This window comes from Streptomyces kronopolitis (genome assembly GCF_050953795.1).
Taxonomy (GTDB): domain Bacteria; phylum Actinomycetota; class Actinomycetes; order Streptomycetales; family Streptomycetaceae; genus Streptomyces; species Streptomyces kronopolitis_A.
Map to the genome: position 1 here is coordinate 3205754 of NZ_CP191850.1, position 19405 is coordinate 3225158.

The following is a 19405-nucleotide window of genomic DNA, read 5'->3' on the forward strand; positions in this document are numbered from 1 at the left end:
CTCGAACAGAAGGTTCTCTCGCACTCCGGGCGCCGGTACACCACGCCCGGTGCCATGACACGATGACTGCCACCGCGGACCCCGGACCCCGGCCGCTGCGGCGGACGGGCGGCATGAAGGAGCGACGATGAACAACTCTCCGGGCTGGGCCTCGCCCGGATCCAGTCCCTCCTCCGACGAGCCGGGCCGCGGCACACAGGAGCAGCCCACCCAGGACCAGGACGTCCGCACCGGCGCCGTCGAGCAGCCGTCCCCGCCGAACTGGTCCAAGGAACAGCCGCCTGCCGGACAGTGGTCGGCCCCCGCCGGAATTCCCGGCCAGGGCGGCCCGCACGGCAGGAGCGGCCCGGGCACGTCCGGTGACCGCACCCGCGCGGCATCGTCCGGCGGCGTACCCGGCTGGGGCGGTCCGCCCCAGCCCGGCCAACCCCCTTGGGGCGGCGCCTGGGCCACCGGGCCGCAGGCCGCCAAGCCCGGTGTCATTCCCCTGCGCCCGCTCGCCATCGGCGAAATCCTCGACGGCGCGGTCGCCACCATGCGCGCGCACTGGCGCACCGTCCTTGGCATATCGCTGATCGTCGCGGTCGTCTCGCAGACCGCCATCACCCTCGTCACCGGCTTCCTCCGCAACGTCGGCCGCACCGCGGGCCCGGCGGGCGACAACGCCCCGCCCCTGCGCGAGACCATGCGCCAACTCGGCAATACCCTGGCCAGCACCGGGATCACCGCGGCGATCGGACTGCTCGCCACGATCATCGCCACCGGCATGCTCACCATGGTCGTGAGCCGTGCCGTCCTGGGCCGTTCGGTCACCGCCGGGGAAGCCTGGCGCGACGCGCGTCCCCAACTTCCGCGGCTGCTCGGCCTGCTCGTGCTGCTTCCGCTGCTCATCACCGCCGTCCTCACGATCGGCGTGACCCCCGGCATCATCCTGACCGCCACCGGTCCGCTCGACGCGGGCCTGCTCCTCATGCTCTTCGGCGGACTGGCCGCCTGTGCCGTGAGCCTCTGGCTGTGGGTCCGCTACAGCCTCGCCTCCCCCGCGCTGATGCTGGAGAAGCAGGGCGTCATCGCCGCGATGCGCCGCTCGGCGAAGCTCGTACGGGGCGCCTGGTGGCGTGTGCTGGGCGCACAGCTTCTCGCCTATGTCCTCGTCGGCGTGGTCGAGTTCATCATCCAGATCCCGGCCACCCTCCTCGCCTTCGTCGTCGGCGGCGAGAGCCTCATGAACTGGGCGAACGGCACCAGCAACACCAGCTGGTCGTTCCTGATCGTGCTGGGCGTCGGCGCCGTCATCAGCTCCACCATCACCTTCCCGGTCACGGCCGGCGTCACCGCGCTCCTCTACATGGACCAGCGCATCCGCCGCGAGGCGCTCGATCTCGAACTCGCCCGCGCCGCCGGCCTCCCCGGCTACGGCGCCTACCCCCCGGCCGCCACCCCGGCTCCCGCCCCCGACGAGGCGCCGACAGCTCCCGCCGCAGCCGTCGCTGACGCACCCGCAGACACCGACGCGCAGGCCGCCGAAGCGGGCGCCGCCCACACGGACACCGCCCACTCGGATCCCACCCCCACGTCCACGGGCAGCACTCCCCCGCCCGCCGACAGTCCTGGCCGGCGCCCCGACGACACCACTCCGGGAAGTTGATGCGGTGATCTCCGGGGGGATCCTGGCTGCGCACGAACGACTCATCGCGCGCCCCGACGACGACATACCGGTGCGGACTCCACGCGTCCCCGCCCGCGAGGCGGCCGAACGTGAACTGTCCGACCCCCGGTACCACCAGCACGACCCCAACCCGGTCCAGCGCGCACTGGATTGGCTGTGGGACCACATCGACGCGCTCTTCCGCACGGCCGCCGGCACCACTCCCGGCGGCTGGATCGGGCTCCTCACCATCGCCGCGTTCGTCCTGCTGCTGATCGTCGCCCTCCGACTGCGGCTCGGTGCGGTGCGCCGCACTCCGACCACCGGCGGCGCACTCTTCGCCGACATCCCCCGCACCGCCGCCGAACACCGCGCGGCCGCTGCCCGCCATGCCGCGGAGGGCCGTTGGAGCGAGGCGATCCAGGACCGGATGCGCGCCCTCGTCCTCGCCCTCGAAGAACGCGCTCTGCTCACCCCCGGACCCGGCCGTACCGCTGACGAAGCCGCCACCGAGGCCGGCCGGACGCTGCCCGCACACGCCGACCGGCTGCGCACGGCGGCCCGCGCCTTCGACGACGTCACATACGGCGGCCGCCCCGGCACCGAACGGGCATACACCCTCCTGGCCGACCTCGACACCGATCTCCAGCACGCCAGACCCGACCTGACCACCGCTCCGACCACCCCGACCGGGAGCCGCGGATGACCACGGCCGCCCCGGAAACCCCCGCGCTCTCCCCGGCCCGTCGTGGCCTGTGGCTCCGGTCGCGCGGACCGCTGCTCGCACTTCTCCTGCTCGTCGTCAGCGGCGTGGTCCTCGCAGCCCTCCAGTCCGGCGAGCAGTACGGCCGGCTCGACCCCCGGTCCACGGACCGGACCGGCAGCGCGGCCCTCGCCCGACTCCTGACCTCCCGCGGCGTCTCCACCCACGTCGTGACCACGGCCGAGGGAGCCGCCGCGGCAGCGGGCCCGCACACCACACTGCTGGTCACCGACCCCGACGTGCTGACGGATGCCCAGCTGACCGGCCTGCACACCGCGACCGCGCACACCCCCGGCCGCACCGTCCTGCTTGGCCCCGGTTCCTCCGCCCTGGATACCTTTGCTCCCGGCGTCCGTGCGGAGTCCTCGTCCGCCAACTCGACACGCCAACCGGCCTGTTCGCTGCCGGAGGCTCGCCGCGCGGGCAACGCCCTCCTGGGTGGCGTCCGCTTCGCGGCATCCGGCGACGCCGACCGCTGCTACCCGAGCGGCGGCCAACCGACCCTGCTGCGCCTGCCGGCCCCCCGCACCGGCCGCGACACCGTACTGCTCGGCTCCCCCGACCTCCTCTACAACCAGCGCCTCGCCGAAGACGGCAACGCCTCCCTGGCCCTTCAACTCCTCGGTACACACAAGCATCTGGTCTGGTACCTCCCGTCCCTGAGCGACCCGTCGTCCGCCCGGGACGACCAACGCAGCTTCTTCGAACTCATCCCCTCCGGCTGGCGCTGGGGCCTGCTCCAACTCACCTTCGCCGCCCTGTGCGCAACGGTGTGGCGCGCCCGCCGTCTCGGCCCCCTGGTACCGGAGAAGCTCCCCGTCACCGTCCCGGCCACCGAGACCACCGAGGGCCACGCGCGTCTCTACGAACAGGCCGCTGCCCGCGACCGGGCGTCCGACGTACTGCGCTCCGCGGCCCGCACACGCATCGCCCCTCTCCTCGGCGTGCCCCCCGTGCACGCCCACACCCCCGATGTCTTCCTCCCCGCCCTCCACGCCCGGGTCGCGGACTCTCCCGGTGCAGGAACAGACCTCCATGCCCTGCTCTTCGGCCCGGCTCCCACGGACGACAAGGCCCTGGTGCACCTGGCCGACCAACTCGACGCACTCGAATCCTCGATCGTTTCCCAAGAGAGGCACGCTTCCCGTGAGCACCCCGACCGCTGACAGCGCCCGAGCCTCCCTCGAGGACCTGCGCACCGAGATAGCCAAGGCCGTCGTAGGCCAGGACCCCGCCGTCACCGGCCTGGTCGTCGCACTCCTCTGCCGCGGTCATGTCCTTCTGGAAGGCGCCCCCGGCGTCGCCAAGACCCTGCTCGTACGCGCGCTGTCGACCGCCCTCGAACTCGACACCAAGCGCGTCCAGTTCACGCCTGACCTGATGCCGAGCGACGTCACAGGTTCACTGGTCTACGACTCGCGCAACGCGGAATTCTCGTTCCAACCGGGCCCCGTCTTCACCAACCTGCTGCTCGCGGACGAGATCAACCGCACGCCCCCCAAGACCCAGGCGTCCCTGCTCGAAGCGATGGAAGAGCGCCAGGTAACCGTCGACGGCACACCCCGCCCGCTCCCCGAGCCGTTCCTGGTGGCCGCCACACAGAACCCCGTGGAATACGAGGGCACTTACCCTCTCCCCGAGGCCCAGCTCGACCGGTTCCTCCTGAAGCTGACGGTGCCCCTCCCCGCCCGTCATGACGAGATAGACATCCTCACGCGCCACGCGGCCGGATTCAGCCCCCGCGACCTCGGCGCCGCAGGCCTGCGTCCCGTCGCCTCCGCCGCCGACCTCGATGCTGCCCGGGACGCGGTCGCCAAGACCGCTGTCTCCCCCGAAGTCACCGGCTATATCGTCGATATCTGCCGTGCCACCCGCGAATCCCCCTCGCTCTCCCTCGGTGTCTCCCCCCGAGGTGCCACCGCCCTGCTGTCCACGTCACGAGCCTGGGCCTGGCTCACCGGCCGCGACTATGTCACCCCCGACGATGTGAAGGCCCTCGCCCTTCCCACGCTCCGACATCGCGTGCATCTCCGCCCCGAGGCGGAGATGGAAGGAGTCACCGCAGACTCCGTGATCAACGCCGTACTCGCACATCTCCCCGTCCCCCGCTGAGACGGACACCGTGGCCCTCACCGGACGCACCGCCCTCGTCTCCGCATGCGGAGCCCTCTTCGTCGGCTTCGTGCTGCCCAGCTGGCTCGGCATCCTCGTCGTCCAACTCGCCTTGCTGATAGCAATCTTGTGCGATCTCGCGCTTGCCGCGCCAGTGCGAAAGCTCCATTTCACCCGAACCGGTGACACAACCGTTCGACTCATGGGCGAGGCCCACACACACCTCACCGTCGCCAACCCGAGCCGCCGCACCCTGCACGCACAGATCCGCGACGCCTGGCCCCCAAGCTCCTTCCAGCCCGGCACGGACATCCCCGCGTCCCGGCACACCGTGCGCGTTCCCGCCGCAGAACGCCGGCGCCTCACCACCTCGCTGCACCCCACCCGCCGCGGCGACCATCGCGCCGCCCGCGTCACGGTCCGCTCCTACGGCCCGCTCGGCCTGGCCGCCCGCCAGGGGACCCACCACGTCCCCTGGACGCTGCGTGTCCTGCCGCCCTTCACCAGCCGCAAGCACCTCCCCGCCAAGCTCGCCCGGCTCCGCGAACTCGACGGCCGCACCAGCATCCTGACCCGCGGTGAGGGCACCGAGTTCGACAGCCTCCGCGACTACACCCACGGCGACGACACCCGCTCCATCGACTGGCGCGCCACGGCCCGCCGCCAGCACCTCGCGGTCCGCACCTGGCGCCCCGAACGCGACCGCCGCATCCTGCTCGTCCTGGAGACCGGCCGCACCTCGGCCGGTCGAGTCGGTGACATCCCCCGCCTCGACGCTTCCATGGACGCCGCCCTGCTGCTCGGCGCCCTCGCCGCCCGCGCCGGCGACCGCGTGGACCTGCTCGCCTACGACCGCCGGGTGCGCGCCGCCGTACAGGGCCGCACAGCACGGGACCTCCTCCCGGCACTGACGGATGCGCTGGCTCCCCTGGAGCCCGAACTGGTCGAGGCCGACGCTCGCGGGCTGGCCGCCACCATCCACCGCCACACCTCGCGCCGGTCCCTCATCGTGCTCTTCACCGGCCTGGACGCAGCACCCGTGGAGGAGGCTCTCCTGCCCGTCCTCCCTGGCCTCACCCAACGCAACGAACTCATCGTCGCGGCCGTGGCCGACCCCCGCATCGAGGACATGTCCAACGGCCGGCACACACCCCAGGCCGTCTACGCAGCGGCAGCCGCCGAACAGGCCCGCGCCGCTCGCCACCACACCGCAGACCGCCTCCGCCGCCACGGCATCACGGTCATCGACTCCACCCCGGCCCATCTGGCCCCCGACCTGGCCGACGCCTACCTCACCCTGAAGGCCACCGGCCGCCTCTGAACACGACTCGCGCTCGCCCCGCCTCTCCTGCTCATTAAGACAAGCTCCTCTCGCGCGGGGAGGCGCTGTCCCAACTCCCAGGCGATGACAGATCCACTCTCAGGCAAGAGCTGTCACCCAGCAGCAGCCTCCAACACCTGGGCCAGGCTTCTCGAAGTCAGAGTTCTGCCTGCCACACACCAGCTGTCGATCGAGCTGAATACCAAATGCTCTGAGCCGTTAGCCGTGATGTCGTGCCACGAGAGAAGCCCGTTGAGCACATACCTGGTTCTGGTGGCTTCGACTGTCGACTGCCAGCAGCGGCCGCCGCGAGGAAACCAACACCCGGCTATGCAGTCCGCCCCGCAAGCACCCGGAACGCAGAAAAGCCCCGCACCATACGGTGCGGGGCTTTCCCACAATGATTGTTCGGCGGCGTCCTACTCTCCCACAGGGTCCCCCCTGCAGTACCATCGGCGCTGAAAGGCTTAGCTTCCGGGTTCGAAATGTAACCGGGCGTTTCCCTAACGCTATGACCACCGAAACACTATGAAGTTAACCAACCCGGCAATAACACAGGTCGTTACTTCAGAACCTACACAGTGGACGCGAGCAACTGAGGACAAGCCCTCGGCCTATTAGTACCAGTCAACTCCACCCGTTGCCGGGCTTCCATATCTGGCCTATCAACCCAGTCGTCTACTGGGAGCCTTAACCCCTCAAAGGGGGTGGGAGTCCTCATCTCGAAGCAGGCTTCCCGCTTAGATGCTTTCAGCGGTTATCCTTTCCGAACGTAGCCAACCAGCCATGCCCTTGGCAGGACAACTGGCACACCAGAGGTTCGTCCGTCCCGGTCCTCTCGTACTAGGGACAGCCCTTCTCAAGACTCCTACGCGCACAGCGGATAGGGACCGAACTGTCTCACGACGTTCTAAACCCAGCTCGCGTACCGCTTTAATGGGCGAACAGCCCAACCCTTGGGACCGACTCCAGCCCCAGGATGCGACGAGCCGACATCGAGGTGCCAAACCATCCCGTCGATATGGACTCTTGGGGAAGATCAGCCTGTTATCCCCGGGGTACCTTTTATCCGTTGAGCGACGGCGCTTCCACAAGCCACCGCCGGATCACTAGTCCCTACTTTCGTACCTGCTCGACCCGTCAGTCTCACAGTCAAGCTCCCTTGTGCACTTACACTCAACACCTGATTACCAACCAGGCTGAGGGAACCTTTGGGCGCCTCCGTTACTCTTTAGGAGGCAACCGCCCCAGTTAAACTACCCACCAGACACTGTCCCTGATCCGGATCACGGACCCAGGTTAGACATCCAGCACGACCAGAGTGGTATTTCAACAATGACTCCACAACCACTGGCGTGGCCGCTTCAAAGTCTCCCACCTATCCTACACAAGCCGAACCGAACACCAATATCAAGCTATAGTAAAGGTCCCGGGGTCTTTCCGTCCTGCTGCGCGAAACGAGCATCTTTACTCGTAATGCAATTTCACCGGGCCTATGGTTGAGACAGTCGAGAAGTCGTTACGCCATTCGTGCAGGTCGGAACTTACCCGACAAGGAATTTCGCTACCTTAGGATGGTTATAGTTACCACCGCCGTTTACTGGCGCTTAAGTTCTCAGCTTCGCCAACCCGAAGGTTGACTAACCGGTCCCCTTAACGTTCCAGCACCGGGCAGGCGTCAGTCCGTATACATCGCCTTACGGCTTCGCACGGACCTGTGTTTTTAGTAAACAGTCGCTTCTCGCTGGTCTCTGCGGCCACCACCAGCTCACACTGCAAGAGTGATCACCAGCAATGGCCCCCCTTCTCCCGAAGTTACGGGGGCATTTTGCCGAGTTCCTTAACCATAGTTCACCCGAACGCCTCGGTATTCTCTACCTGACCACCTGAGTCGGTTTAGGGTACGGGCCGCCATGAAACTCGCTAGAGGCTTTTCTCGACAGCATAGGATCATCCACTTCACCACAATCGGCTCGGCATCAGGTCTCAGCCTTAACGTGTGACGGATTTACCTACCACACGGCCTACACCCTTACCCCGGGACAACCACCGCCCGGGCTGGACTACCTTCCTGCGTCACCCCATCGCTTACCTACTACCACCTTGGATCGGCGGCTCCACCACGTCCCTTTGTCCGAAGACTCCAGGCCGGCTTCACGGCCTTAGCATTAATGGATTCGATACTGGGCGTTTCAAAGCGGGTACCGGAATATCAACCGGTTGTCCATCGACTACGCCTGTCGGCCTCGCCTTAGGTCCCGACTTACCCTGGGCAGATCAGCTTGACCCAGGAACCCTTAGTCAATCGGCGCACACGTTTCCCACGTGTGTATCGCTACTCATGCCTGCATTCTCACTCGTGAACCGTCCACAACTCGTTTCCACGGCTGCTTCACCCGGCACACGACGCTCCCCTACCCATCACGATCCCCGTTGGGGGTAATATCGCAATGACACGACTTCGGCGGTGTGCTTGAGCCCCGCTACATTGTCGGCGCGGAATCACTTGACCAGTGAGCTATTACGCACTCTTTCAAGGGTGGCTGCTTCTAAGCCAACCTCCTGGTTGTCTCTGCGACTCCACATCCTTTCCCACTTAGCACACGCTTAGGGGCCTTAGTCGATGCTCTGGGCTGTTTCCCTCTCGACCATGGAGCTTATCCCCCACAGTCTCACTGCCGCGCTCTCACTTACCGGCATTCGGAGTTTGGCTAAGGTCAGTAACCCGGTAGGGCCCATCGCCTATCCAGTGCTCTACCTCCGGCAAGAAACACACGACGCTGCACCTAAATGCATTTCGGGGAGAACCAGCTATCACGGAGTTTGATTGGCCTTTCACCCCTAACCACAGGTCATCCCCCAGGTTTTCAACCCTGGTGGGTTCGGTCCTCCACGAAGTCTTACCTCCGCTTCAACCTGCCCATGGCTAGATCACTCCGCTTCGGGTCTTGGGCACGCTACTCAACGCCCTATTCGGACTCGCTTTCGCTACGGCTTCCCCACACGGGTTAACCTCGCAACATACCGCAAACTCGCAGGCTCATTCTTCAAAAGGCACGCAGTCACGACGCACCGAGCAAGCTCGATGCGCGACGCTCCCACGGCTTGTAGGCACACGGTTTCAGGTACTATTTCACTCCGCTCCCGCGGTACTTTTCACCATTCCCTCACGGTACTATCCGCTATCGGTCACCAGGGAATATTTAGGCTTAACGGGTGGTCCCGCCAGATTCACACGGGATTTCTCGGGCCCCGTGCTACTTGGGTGGTTCTCAAACGAGCCGCTAATGTTTCAGCTACGGGGGTCTTACCCTCTACGCCGGACCTTTCGCATGTCCTTCGCCTACATCAACGGTTTCTGACTCGTCTCACAGCCGGCAGACTGCAAAAGAGAACTCCCACAACCCCAACCACGCAACCCCTGCCGGGTATCACACGTGACTGGTTTGGCCTCATCCGGTTTCGCTCGCCACTACTCCCGGAATCACGGTTGTTTTCTCTTCCTGCGGGTACTGAGATGTTTCACTTCCCCGCGTTCCCTCCACACTGCCTATGTGTTCAGCAGCGGGTGACAGCCCATGACGACTGCCGGGTTTCCCCATTCGGACACCCCCGGATCAAAGCTCGGTTGACAGCTCCCCGGGGCCTATCGTGGCCTCCCACGTCCTTCATCGGTTCCTGGTGCCAAGGCATCCACCGTGCGCCCTTAAAAACTTGGCCACAGATGCTCGCGTCCACTGTGCAGTTCTCAAGCAACGACCAGCCACCCACCACCCCAACCCGAAGGCTGAGTTCACTGGGGCCGGCATCGCGAAGGTCCAGACCGTAGTCCGTACCCTCAGATACCCAACAGCGCGCCCGGCCCACCCGATCAATCCCCAGACGCTTTCCACGCCGAAGCAGTACTAACTGCCAGACGAACCAAGTGTGCCGAATAGTCAACGTTCCACCCATGAGCAACCAGCATCAGACATTCGCCGATGTACTGGCCTCTGACCCGGACAAGTCCGAGTGAGAAGTGCTCCTTAGAAAGGAGGTGATCCAGCCGCACCTTCCGGTACGGCTACCTTGTTACGACTTCGTCCCAATCGCCAGTCCCACCTTCGACGATTCCCTCCCACAAGGGGTTGGGCCACCGGCTTCGGGTGTTACCGACTTTCGTGACGTGACGGGCGGTGTGTACAAGGCCCGGGAACGTATTCACCGCAGCAATGCTGATCTGCGATTACTAGCAACTCCGACTTCATGGGGTCGAGTTGCAGACCCCAATCCGAACTGAGACCGGCTTTTTGAGATTCGCTCCACCTCGCGGTATCGCAGCTCATTGTACCGGCCATTGTAGCACGTGTGCAGCCCAAGACATAAGGGGCATGATGACTTGACGTCGTCCCCACCTTCCTCCGAGTTGACCCCGGCAGTCTCCTGTGAGTCCCCATCACCCCGAAGGGCATGCTGGCAACACAGAACAAGGGTTGCGCTCGTTGCGGGACTTAACCCAACATCTCACGACACGAGCTGACGACAGCCATGCACCACCTGTACACCGACCACAAGGGGGCGCCTGTCTCCAGACGTTTCCGGTGTATGTCAAGCCTTGGTAAGGTTCTTCGCGTTGCGTCGAATTAAGCCACATGCTCCGCTGCTTGTGCGGGCCCCCGTCAATTCCTTTGAGTTTTAGCCTTGCGGCCGTACTCCCCAGGCGGGGAACTTAATGCGTTAGCTGCGGCACGGACGACGTGGAATGTCGCCCACACCTAGTTCCCAACGTTTACGGCGTGGACTACCAGGGTATCTAATCCTGTTCGCTCCCCACGCTTTCGCTCCTCAGCGTCAGTATCGGCCCAGAGATCCGCCTTCGCCACCGGTGTTCCTCCTGATATCTGCGCATTTCACCGCTACACCAGGAATTCCGATCTCCCCTACCGAACTCTAGCCTGCCCGTATCGAATGCAGACCCGGGGTTAAGCCCCGGGCTTTCACATCCGACGTGACAAGCCGCCTACGAGCTCTTTACGCCCAATAATTCCGGACAACGCTTGCGCCCTACGTATTACCGCGGCTGCTGGCACGTAGTTAGCCGGCGCTTCTTCTGCAGGTACCGTCACTCTCGCTTCTTCCCTGCTGAAAGAGGTTTACAACCCGAAGGCCGTCATCCCTCACGCGGCGTCGCTGCATCAGGCTTTCGCCCATTGTGCAATATTCCCCACTGCTGCCTCCCGTAGGAGTCTGGGCCGTGTCTCAGTCCCAGTGTGGCCGGTCGCCCTCTCAGGCCGGCTACCCGTCGTCGCCTTGGTAGGCCATCACCCCACCAACAAGCTGATAGGCCGCGGGCTCATCCTTCACCGCCGGAGCTTTCCACACGGAGGTCATGCGACCCCGTGTCGTATCCGGTATTAGACCCCGTTTCCAGGGCTTGTCCCAGAGTGAAGGGCAGATTGCCCACGTGTTACTCACCCGTTCGCCACTAATCCCCTCCCGAAGGAGGTTCATCGTTCGACTTGCATGTGTTAAGCACGCCGCCAGCGTTCGTCCTGAGCCAGGATCAAACTCTCCGTGAATGTTTTCCCGACTGCGTTTAATTAAAAACTGCGGGTGAAACACACACGAGAGCGGAACGACCAGACGGAATAGGTCCGGTCGTTCACAGCGTCCTCGCTGTGTGTGCCATCCGCACCGCATGGGTGCCGATGGACTTTCAAAGGAACCTCATCCACCGAGGTGGACGGGGTATCAACATATCTGGCGTTGACTTTTGGCACGCTGTTGAGTTCTCAAGGAACGGACGCTTCCTTTGTGCCTTATCGGTTCTGATTGACTCAGTACCGGGCTCTCCGGGCGCTTCCCTTCGGTCTTGCGTTTCCGACTCTATCAGATCCTTGCGGGCCCGATTTTCGCCGGTGCGTTTCCGTCTTTCGGCTTCTTCGCGTTTCCAACCTTACCAGATCCGTTTTCGTGTCCGGCGCCCTGTTGGAGCGGGCTCGGCCGTCCGGCTTTCGCTTTTCGACCTTTCCGACTCTACCAGACCCGATTTCGTTCCGTTTCCGGTCCGAATTCATTTCCGATTCCCCGTCGGAGAGGGGGTGCCTTTTGGCTTTTCCGACTTTATCAGAAAGGATTCGGTCGAATTAATCGACCGGAGCTTCCGGCAAGTGGTCGGTTGCGCCTCGCCGAATTGAAGTTCCGGCCGAAGCGGAGAAGATACTAACCGTTGCGGATGAACTTGTCCAGTTCGTTGCAACCGTTCGAATCTACCTCCCCCTGTCACCCGTGTCAACGGGTTTCTGAGGCGAAGAGGAGATTAGCAGGTCAGCGGGGCCGGATGCACATCACGCGGCCGTGGGGAGGACGGCCGCGCGGTCGATGAGCTCGACGTCGCCGGTGGCCCCGGCGCGTACGGCCCGGCCGCCCAGTACATAGACGTACAGGAGGAAGGCCGATTCGGCGGTGATGCCGATGCCGATGCGGGCCCAGGTGGGCAGGCCGGACGGGGTGACGAAGCCTTCGAGGACGCCCGAGACGAAGAGGACCGCGGCGAGGCCGAGGGCCACGCCCAGGGCGGAACGGCCTTCTTCCGCCAGGGCCGTACGGCGGGTGCGCGGGCCGGGATCGATGAGGGTCCAGCCCAGGCGGAGGCCGATGCCTGCGGCGATGAAGACGGCGGTCAGTTCCAGGAGGCCGTGCGGAAGGATCAGGCCCAGGAAGGTGTCGAGGCGGCCCGCCGAGGACATCAGGCCGATGCCGACGCCCAGGTTGAGCATGTTCTGGAAGAGGATCCACAGCACCGGGAGGCCGGCGAAGGCGCCGAGGACCAGGCACATGGCGACTGCCTGGGCGTTGTTCGTCCATACCTGGGCGGCGAAGGACGCGGCCGGGTGGCTGGAGTAGTACGTCTCGTACTCGCCACCGGGGCGGGTCATGTCGCGGAGGTCGTCCGGGGCGCCGATCGCCGCCTGGACCTCCGGGTGGGCGGCTATCCACCAGCCCAGGAGGGCGGCGACCGCGGTGGAGAGGATCGCGGTGGGGATCCACCAGTGGCGCAGGCGGTAGACCGCGGCCGGGAACGCCGTGGTGAAGAAGCGGGCGGGGTCGCGCCAGGAGGCCTTGCGGGCGCCGGTGACCGTACTGCGGGCGCGCGCCACGAGCGTCGTGAGGCGGCTGGTGAGTGCGGGGTCGGGGGCGCTGGAGAGGAGGAGGGAGAGATGGGTGGTGGTGCGCTGGTACAGGGCGACCAGTTCGTCGGCCTCGGCTCCCGTGAGGCGGTGCTTGCGGTGCAGCAGGGTGTCCAGTCGGTCCCAGTCGGCGCCGTGTGCGGTGACGAAGACATCGAGGTCCATCTGGTGTCGCTCCTCGCAGCGCCGTGGGTGGGTGCCGGGTCAGCTTGGCAGACTGGCCGTGCCCGGCGTGGGGTGGGCGGGACTTCGGGGATCGAGAGGGAGTGGGCGCGGCGTGGGTGAACTCGTCACGGGAGAAGCGGTGGTGCTCGGGCTGCGGCCGGCCCGGCTGGCGAGCCGGGGGCTGGCGGTGGCCGTCGATGTGGCGGTGGCGTGGGTGAGCTACCTCGGCATATCGCTGATCCTGGTGAGCACGACGTCGTCGATGGACAGTGCGGCGGTGGCGGCCGTGTCCGTGGCGGCCTTCCTGCTGGTGCAGGTCGGGGTACCGATCGTGGTGGAGACGCTGAGCCGTGGCCGGTCCCTGGGGAAGGTGATCTGCGGGCTGCGGGTGGTGCGGGAGGACGGCGGGCCGATCCGGTTCCGGCATGCGCTGGTGCGCGGGGCCATGGGAGCCGTCGAGATCGTGCTGACGATGGGTGTGGTGGCGGCCGCCGCGTCGCTGGTGTCGGCGCGCGGGCGCCGGCTGGGGGATGTGTTCGCGGGGACGCTGGTCATCCGGGAGCGGATGCCGGAGGCGCGGGCCGGTGCGGCGCTGCCGCCGCCGCCCGCATGGCTGGCGGCGGAAGTCGGGGCGCTCGATCTTTCGCGGGTGCCCGAGGGGTGGTGGCTGACGGTCCGCCAGTATCTGGCGCGGAGTGAGCAACTGGATCCGCAGGCGGGCGCGGCGATGGCCGGGCGGCTGACGGAGGACCTGCGGGCGTTCACCGGGGTGCCGGGGCCCGCGGGGGTGCTTCCGGCGGCGTATCTGGCGGCGGTGGTCGGGGAACGGCAGGAACGGGAGGCGCAGCGGGCGTTCGGGGCGTCGGGGGCGGGTGCCACGGTGCGTGCCGGGCAGAGCGGGGCTTCGGGGGTGGGTGCCACGGTGCGTGCCGGGCAGAGCCGGGCTTCGGGGGCGGGGCCGTCGGTGCCGGAGAGCCCGGTGGGAGCGGCCGCCGTGCCGGGTGGGGGCTGGGCGCCGCCGGGTGGCGGCGCGGTGGCGCGTGGGGTGGGTGACGCGGACGGGCGCGGGCCGTTGGTTCCCGGCGGGGGCGGGGCCCCCGGGGCGCCGGAGCCGGTGCACGGCGGCGAGGGCCGTGACGGCGGCGGGCCGGGGTGGCAGGCGCGTACGGGGTTCGCGCCGCCGGTGTGAGGCGGGCGGGGTGTGAGGCGGGCGGGGTGTGCGGCGCCGTACGGGATTCGGTGAGGCCGCCGTTCCGGCTGGTGGCGGGGCGGGTCAGGGGAAGGTCGACGGCGGGGACTCGAGGGATTCGAGTTCGATGCCGGGGGCGGAGAGGACCACGTCTCCGGCGAGGTGGACGGTGTGCTGCTCGCCGGTCTCCAGGTCGTTGACCTGGTACTCGTCCGCGATGAGGGGAGCGTTGTCAGTGGCGTGTGGTGTGCTCTTCAGCAGGGCCCAGGACTGGTCGAGAGTGCGCGGGGCGAGCACGGGGGGTGTGAAGGCGACGAGGCGGGTGCGGACGGCGCCGGCGCCGAGGGCGGGGCGCAGCAGCCGGGCGGTGGCGACGAGGAAGGCGGGGGACGCGCCGGTGAAGCTGTGGGCGGGGACGTTGCCTTCGGTGGCGTGCGCGCCGGTCGGGTCGGTGCGTACCCAGGTGACGCCCTCCAGAGCCGCGCCGCGGACCTGCCAGGCGGAGGCGTGGAGTTCGAGCCGGAGGGGGCGGCCGAGTTCGTCGAGGGTGAGGTCGACGGAGCCGGTGTGGTCGCCGGAGGGGTTCACGATCTGGGAGACGTAACGCCAGCCGGAGGGGCCGGTGGCGCAATGGAAGTGCTCTTCACCCAGGGGGGTGTGATCGTGCGGGTCGTGGAGGGAGTAGTGGCCGCGGGGCATGAGGGGTGCAGTCCTTCGGGCGGCGACGGGCCGGTGCGTCGGGGCGGATGTGCGGGGTCCTTACGGGCCAGGCCCCCGCCGTGAGGGGCGAGGGCCTGGTGTCACCGGCTGCTGTGGGTGGGCACCAGCCGGTCGGGCGGTGCCGACCGGCCGGTGATCGCCGCGTGGATCAGTAGCGGTAGTGGTCGGGCTTGTAGGGGCCCTCGACCTGGACGCCGATGTAGGCGGCCTGCTCCGGACGCAGCTCGGTGAGCTTGACGCCCAGCGCGCCGAGGTGGAGGCGGGCCACCTTCTCGTCGAGGTGCTTGGGCAGCACGTAGACGTCGGTGGGGTACTCCTCCGGCTTGGTGAACAGCTCGATCTGGGCCAGCGTCTGGTCCGCGAAGGAGTTGGACATCACGAAGGAGGGGTGACCGGTGGCGTTGCCGAGGTTGAGCAGACGGCCCTCGGACAGCACGATCAGGACCTTGCCGTCCGGGTGGGTCCAGGTGTGCACCTGCGGCTTGACCTCGTCCTTGACGATGCCCTCGAGCTTCGCCAGGCCGGCCATGTCGATCTCGTTGTCGAAGTGGCCGATGTTGCCGACGATCGCCTGGTGCTTCATCCGGGCCATGTCGGACGCCATGATGATGTCCTTGTTGCCCGTGGTGGTGATGAAGATGTCGGCGGTGTCGACGACGTCCTCCAGGGTGGCGACCTGGTAGCCGTCCATCGCCGCCTGCAGCGCGCAGATCGGGTCGATCTCGGTGATGATCACCCGGGCGCCCTGGCCACGCAGGGACTCCGCGCAGCCCTTGCCGACATCGCCGTAGCCACAGACCACGGCGGTCTTGCCGCCGATCAGGACGTCGGTGGCGCGGTTGATGCCGTCGATCAGGGAGTGCCGGCAGCCGTACTTGTTGTCGAACTTCGACTTCGTCACGGCGTCGTTCACGTTGATCGCCGGGAAGAGCAGGTCACCGTCGCGGTGCATCTCGTAGAGACGGTGCACACCGGTGGTGGTCTCCTCGGTGACACCGCGGATCTCGGAGGCCAGGTTCGTCCACTTCTGCGGCGCCTCGCCCAGCGTGCGGGTGAGCAGCTCCAGGATCGCGCGGTGCTCGTCGCTCTCCGCGGTCTCGACGGACGGGACCTTGCCGGCCTTCTCGTACTCGACGCCCTTGTGCACCAGCAGCGTCGCGTCGCCGCCGTCGTCGAGGATCATGTTCGGGCCGCCGGTGGGCGAGTTCGGCCAGGTCAGCGCCTGCTCCGTGCACCACCAGTACTCCTCCAGGCTCTCGCCCTTCCAGGCGAAGACCGGGATACCGGCCGGGGCGTCCGGCGTGCCGTTCGGACCGACCGCGATGGCCGCGGCGGCGTGGTCCTGGGTGGAGAAGATGTTGCAGGACGCCCAGCGGACCTCGGCGCCGAGGGCGGCCAGGGTCTCGATCAGCACGGCGGTCTGCACGGTCATGTGCAGCGAGCCGGTGATCCGGGCGCCCGCCAGCGGCTGGGCGGCGGCGTATTCCTTGCGGATCGCCATCAGACCGGGCATCTCGTGCTCGGCGAGGGTGATCTCCTTGCGGCCGAAGGCGGCGAGGGACAGGTCGGCGACCTTGAAGTCCTGGCCGGTGGCTGCTGTCGTCATGCGTACTGCTCCTCGAGGGTCGAGGTGGATGGGCTGGCAGTCTGCGGCGCGGGCAGGTACGAGCGTACGCGGTAGCGCACACACCTCTCCCCCGGCCGCAGCGCAGTCCGTCGGAGGCCCTCTCTCCCTCGGCCGGTCCGCGGTGCGGACCGCCCGACCGCCATCAGCAGCGACGTCTGGCACTGGTCACGAATCTACACCGATCGGCCCAGTGAACCCCAGCCCGGAGGAGCCGATTCGGTGCGGTCCCGGCCACCGGACGGCGGGCGGACGGCTCGCGGCGCCCCGGGGAGGGGGTTCCGGAGGCCGCGCTTCCGGCCGGTGCGGGCCGGACCCCGGGGGCTTTGCGCGCGCCGGGCCGTCGTGCAGGATGCGAGGCAGCGCGGGAACAACTGCACGGCCGCGCGTCCGTTCGTAAGGAGAGCCACGTGACCACGAGTCCAGCCGATCCCCCCGGGGACGCGGGGAGGGGCGGGCAGGGGCTGAAGCTGCTCGCAGTGACCGCCTGCCCGACCGGCATCGCCCACACGTACATGGCCGCGGAGAAGCTGACCCAGGCCGCCCACGCCCTCGGCCACGAGATCAAGGTGGAGACCCAGGGTTCCATCGGGGCCGAGAACGCACTGTCTGACAACGATGTCAGGGATGCGGACGCCGTCATCATCGCCGCGGACAAGGACGTCGACCGCAGCCGCTTCACCGGCAAGCGGGTCCTGTCGGTCGGTGTCGCCGAGGGCATCCGCCATCCCGAGCAGCTCATCGAGCGGGTGCGCAGCGCGCCGGTGTACGGGGGCGCGGAGGCCGGCGGGACCGGCGGCGCCGTCGGTGCGGCTCCGGCGTCCGGGGGCGGCAAGGAGCGCAGCGTCGGGTACAAGGCGCTGATGAACGGGGTCAGTTACATGATTCCGTTCGTGGTGGTCGGCGGGCTGCTGATCGCGATCTCACTGGCGATCGGCGGGCATCCGCAGGCCGACGGGGGTCTGGTCATTCCCGACGGGTCGTTCTGGAAGCACGTGAACGACATCGGCGTGATCGGCTTCACGCTGATGGTGCCGGTCCTCTCCGGCTATATCGCGTATGCGATCGGCGACCGGCCGGCGCTGGTGCCGGGCATGATCGGCGGCTGGATCGCCAACACCGGCGCGCTGTACGACTCCAAGGCGGGCGCGGGCTTCATCGGGGCGATCGTCACCGGGTTCCTGGCCGGCTACCTGGTGCAGTGGATCAAGAAGGTCCAGGTCCCCAAGTTCGTCCGGCCGATCATGCCGATCATCGTGATCCCGATCGTGGCGACGACGGCGCTGGGGCTCTTCTTCATCTACGTGATCGGCCGGCCCATCGCCTGGGTGTTCACCCATCTCACCGGCTGGCTCGGCGGCATGACCGGGTCGAGCGCGATCCTGCTCGGCGCGATCCTCGGACTGATGATCGCCTTCGACATGGGCGGCCCGGTCAACAAGACGGCGTTCCTGTTCGGCGCGGGGCTGATCGCCACCGGCAACCAGACGGTGATGGGGATGTGTGCCGCGGCGATCCCGGTGATGCCGCTCGGGCAGGGGCTGGCCACGCTGATCCGCCGGCGCCTGTACTCCGAGCAGGAGCGGGAGACCGGGATGGCGGCGCTGTTCATGGGCCTCTTCGGGATCTCCGAGGGCGCGATCCCGTTCGCCGCGGCGCGGCCCGCGCAGGTCATTCCGGCGAACATGCTCGGCGGCGCGGTGGCCGGTGCGGTCGCGGGGACGGCCGGGGTGACGGACGCGGTGCCGCACGGCGGGCCGATCGTGGCGGTGCTGGGCGCGGTCGGCGGGGTGCCGGTGTTCTTCCTCGCCGTGCTGATCGGCGCGGGGGTCACGGCGCTGACGACGGTGGCGCTGGTGGAGGCGGCGGAGCGGCGCAAGAGCGCGGCGGGTTCGCTGAGCGGCGTGCCGGTGCCGGCGGGAGCCGGAGCCGGTGGGGCGGGTGCGATCGCCGGGGCCGGTGCTGGGAGTGGGCCCGGGGTGGATGCCGGTGCGGGTGCTGCCGGCGGTACGGCGACGGCCACCTTGGCCAAGGCTCCGGTGACGGCGGTTCGTACGGAGGAAGCTCGTACGGAGGAAGCTCGTACGGAGGAAGCTCGTACAGAAGAGGCGCTTGCCGAGGAGGCGCTTACGGAGGAGGGGACGCCCGTCGGGGCCGGTGATCCCGCCGCGGCCGGTGATCCCGCCGGGGACGAGGCGCTCGCCGAGGACGAGGCAGCGGCCGGGCACGGCGACCGGGTGCTGTCCGGCTACCTGACCGAGCGGACCGTCAAGACGCAGCTCGCCGCCGGCGAGAAGGATGCGGCGATCCGTGAGCTGGCCGAACTGGCGGCAGCCACCGGCAAGGTGGCCGACGTGGCGGAGCTGGTGCGGGTGGCGCTGGCGCGGGAGGCGCAGGGCACCACGGGGCTCGGCGAGGAGATAGCCGTCCCGCACGCCAAGACGGACGCGGTGACGGCTCCGGTCGTCTGCTTCGCGCGGTCCGCGGACGGCATCGACTGGGACGCGCCGGACGGCACGCTCGCCAGGCTGGTGTTCCTGATCGCGGTACCGGAGGCTGCGGCCGGGGACGAGCATCTGCGCATCCTGGCACTGCTGTCGCGGAAGCTGGTGGACGCCGACTTCCGGGCCCGGCTGCAGGACGCGGAGGACGGGGCGGCGATTCTGCGTACGCTCGGCGAGATCCACTAGGGCG

The 19405-nt window shown here is 67.6% G+C and carries 10 protein-coding genes and 3 rRNA genes; 7 read left to right on the plus strand and 6 right to left on the minus strand.

What is annotated here, in order from left to right; genetic code table 11:
* Nucleotides 1-127 precede the first annotated feature (127 nt).
* From ACQP17_RS13900 to ACQP17_RS13920, 5 genes are read left to right on the plus strand one after another with little or no spacing between them, the layout of a single operon-like run.
* Nucleotides 128-1648, plus strand: a complete 1521-nt coding sequence (locus ACQP17_RS13900; RefSeq protein WP_433856560.1) for a DUF7544 domain-containing protein — start codon at nt 128-130, stop codon at nt 1646-1648.
* A 4-nt stretch (nt 1649-1652) separates the two neighbouring features.
* A complete protein-coding gene (locus tag ACQP17_RS13905) occupies nt 1653-2354 on the plus strand; it encodes a DUF4129 domain-containing protein (protein WP_433856561.1) in 702 nt (233 codons plus the stop codon).
* A complete protein-coding gene (locus tag ACQP17_RS13910) occupies nt 2351-3577 on the plus strand; it encodes a DUF4350 domain-containing protein (protein ID WP_433856562.1) in 1227 nt (408 codons plus the stop codon). Before ACQP17_RS13905 ends, ACQP17_RS13910 begins: the two co-directional genes overlap by 4 nt.
* Nucleotides 3558-4523 carry an AAA family ATPase gene (locus ACQP17_RS13915; RefSeq protein WP_249638831.1) on the plus strand — a complete coding sequence of 322 codons (966 nt, stop codon included), beginning with the start codon at nt 3558-3560 and terminating at the stop codon, nt 4521-4523. The genes ACQP17_RS13910 and ACQP17_RS13915 overlap by 20 nt, the downstream gene beginning before the upstream one ends.
* 10 nt (nt 4524-4533) lie before the next feature.
* Nucleotides 4534-5844 (plus strand): DUF58 domain-containing protein, encoded by a 1311-nt coding sequence (locus ACQP17_RS13920; protein WP_433856563.1) that lies wholly within the window; start codon nt 4534-4536, stop codon nt 5842-5844.
* Nucleotides 5845-6250: 406 nt separating this feature from the next.
* On the opposite strand, the gene rrf is transcribed toward ACQP17_RS13920, so the two are convergent.
* From rrf to ACQP17_RS13940, 4 genes are all read right to left on the minus strand, one after another.
* Nucleotides 6251-6367 (minus strand): 5S ribosomal RNA (gene rrf / locus ACQP17_RS13925).
* 74 nt (nt 6368-6441) lie between these two features.
* Nucleotides 6442-9564 (minus strand): 23S ribosomal RNA (locus ACQP17_RS13930).
* A gap of 309 nt (nt 9565-9873) precedes the next feature.
* Nucleotides 9874-11402, minus strand: a 16S ribosomal RNA gene (locus ACQP17_RS13935).
* Together the 16S, 23S and 5S rRNA genes form the textbook arrangement of a ribosomal RNA operon.
* A 768-nt stretch (nt 11403-12170) precedes the next feature.
* Nucleotides 12171-13178: a stage II sporulation protein M gene (locus tag ACQP17_RS13940; RefSeq protein WP_433856564.1), complete on the minus strand. Its 1008-nt coding sequence runs from the start codon at nt 13176-13178 to the stop codon at nt 12171-12173.
* Between the two features lie 112 nt (nt 13179-13290).
* Between ACQP17_RS13940 and ACQP17_RS13945 the strand changes: the two genes are divergently transcribed.
* Entirely contained in the window at nt 13291-14367 is a 1077-nt protein-coding gene (locus tag ACQP17_RS13945; RefSeq protein ID WP_433856565.1) for an RDD family protein, read from the plus strand.
* An 84-nt stretch (nt 14368-14451) separates the two neighbouring features.
* Here ACQP17_RS13945 and ACQP17_RS13950 read toward each other — a convergent pair whose 3' ends face one another.
* Together ACQP17_RS13950 and ahcY are read right to left on the minus strand one after the other, a co-directional pair.
* A complete protein-coding gene (locus tag ACQP17_RS13950; RefSeq protein ID WP_364878100.1) occupies nt 14452-15066 on the minus strand; it encodes a hypothetical protein in 615 nt (204 codons plus the stop codon).
* A gap of 169 nt (nt 15067-15235) precedes the next feature.
* Nucleotides 15236-16693, minus strand: a complete 1458-nt coding sequence (gene ahcY / locus ACQP17_RS13955) for an adenosylhomocysteinase (RefSeq protein WP_433856566.1) — start codon at nt 16691-16693, stop codon at nt 15236-15238.
* A 497-nt stretch (nt 16694-17190) separates the two neighbouring features.
* Here ahcY and ACQP17_RS13960 point away from each other — a divergent pair, with 497 nt between their 5' ends.
* Nucleotides 17191-19401, plus strand: a complete 2211-nt coding sequence (locus tag ACQP17_RS13960) for a fructose-specific PTS transporter subunit EIIC (protein WP_433859906.1) — start codon at nt 17191-17193, stop codon at nt 19399-19401.
* Nucleotides 19402-19405 lie beyond the last annotated feature (4 nt).

What these genes read in the sequence shown, in the direction of transcription:
- ACQP17_RS13910 (WP_433856562.1), top strand. Translation starts at nt 2,351, where the DNA reads ATGACCACGGCCGCCCCGGAAACCCCCGCGCTCTCCCCGGCCCGTCGT.
- ACQP17_RS13950 (WP_364878100.1), bottom strand. Translation starts at nt 15,066, where the DNA reads ATGCCCCGCGGCCACTACTCCCTCCACGACCCGCACGATCACACCCCC.
- ahcY (WP_433856566.1), bottom strand. Translation starts at nt 16,693, where the DNA reads ATGACGACAGCAGCCACCGGCCAGGACTTCAAGGTCGCCGACCTGTCC.
- ACQP17_RS13900 (WP_433856560.1), top strand. Translation starts at nt 128, where the DNA reads ATGAACAACTCTCCGGGCTGGGCCTCGCCCGGATCCAGTCCCTCCTCC.
- ACQP17_RS13940 (WP_433856564.1), bottom strand. Translation starts at nt 13,178, where the DNA reads ATGGACCTCGATGTCTTCGTCACCGCACACGGCGCCGACTGGGACCGA.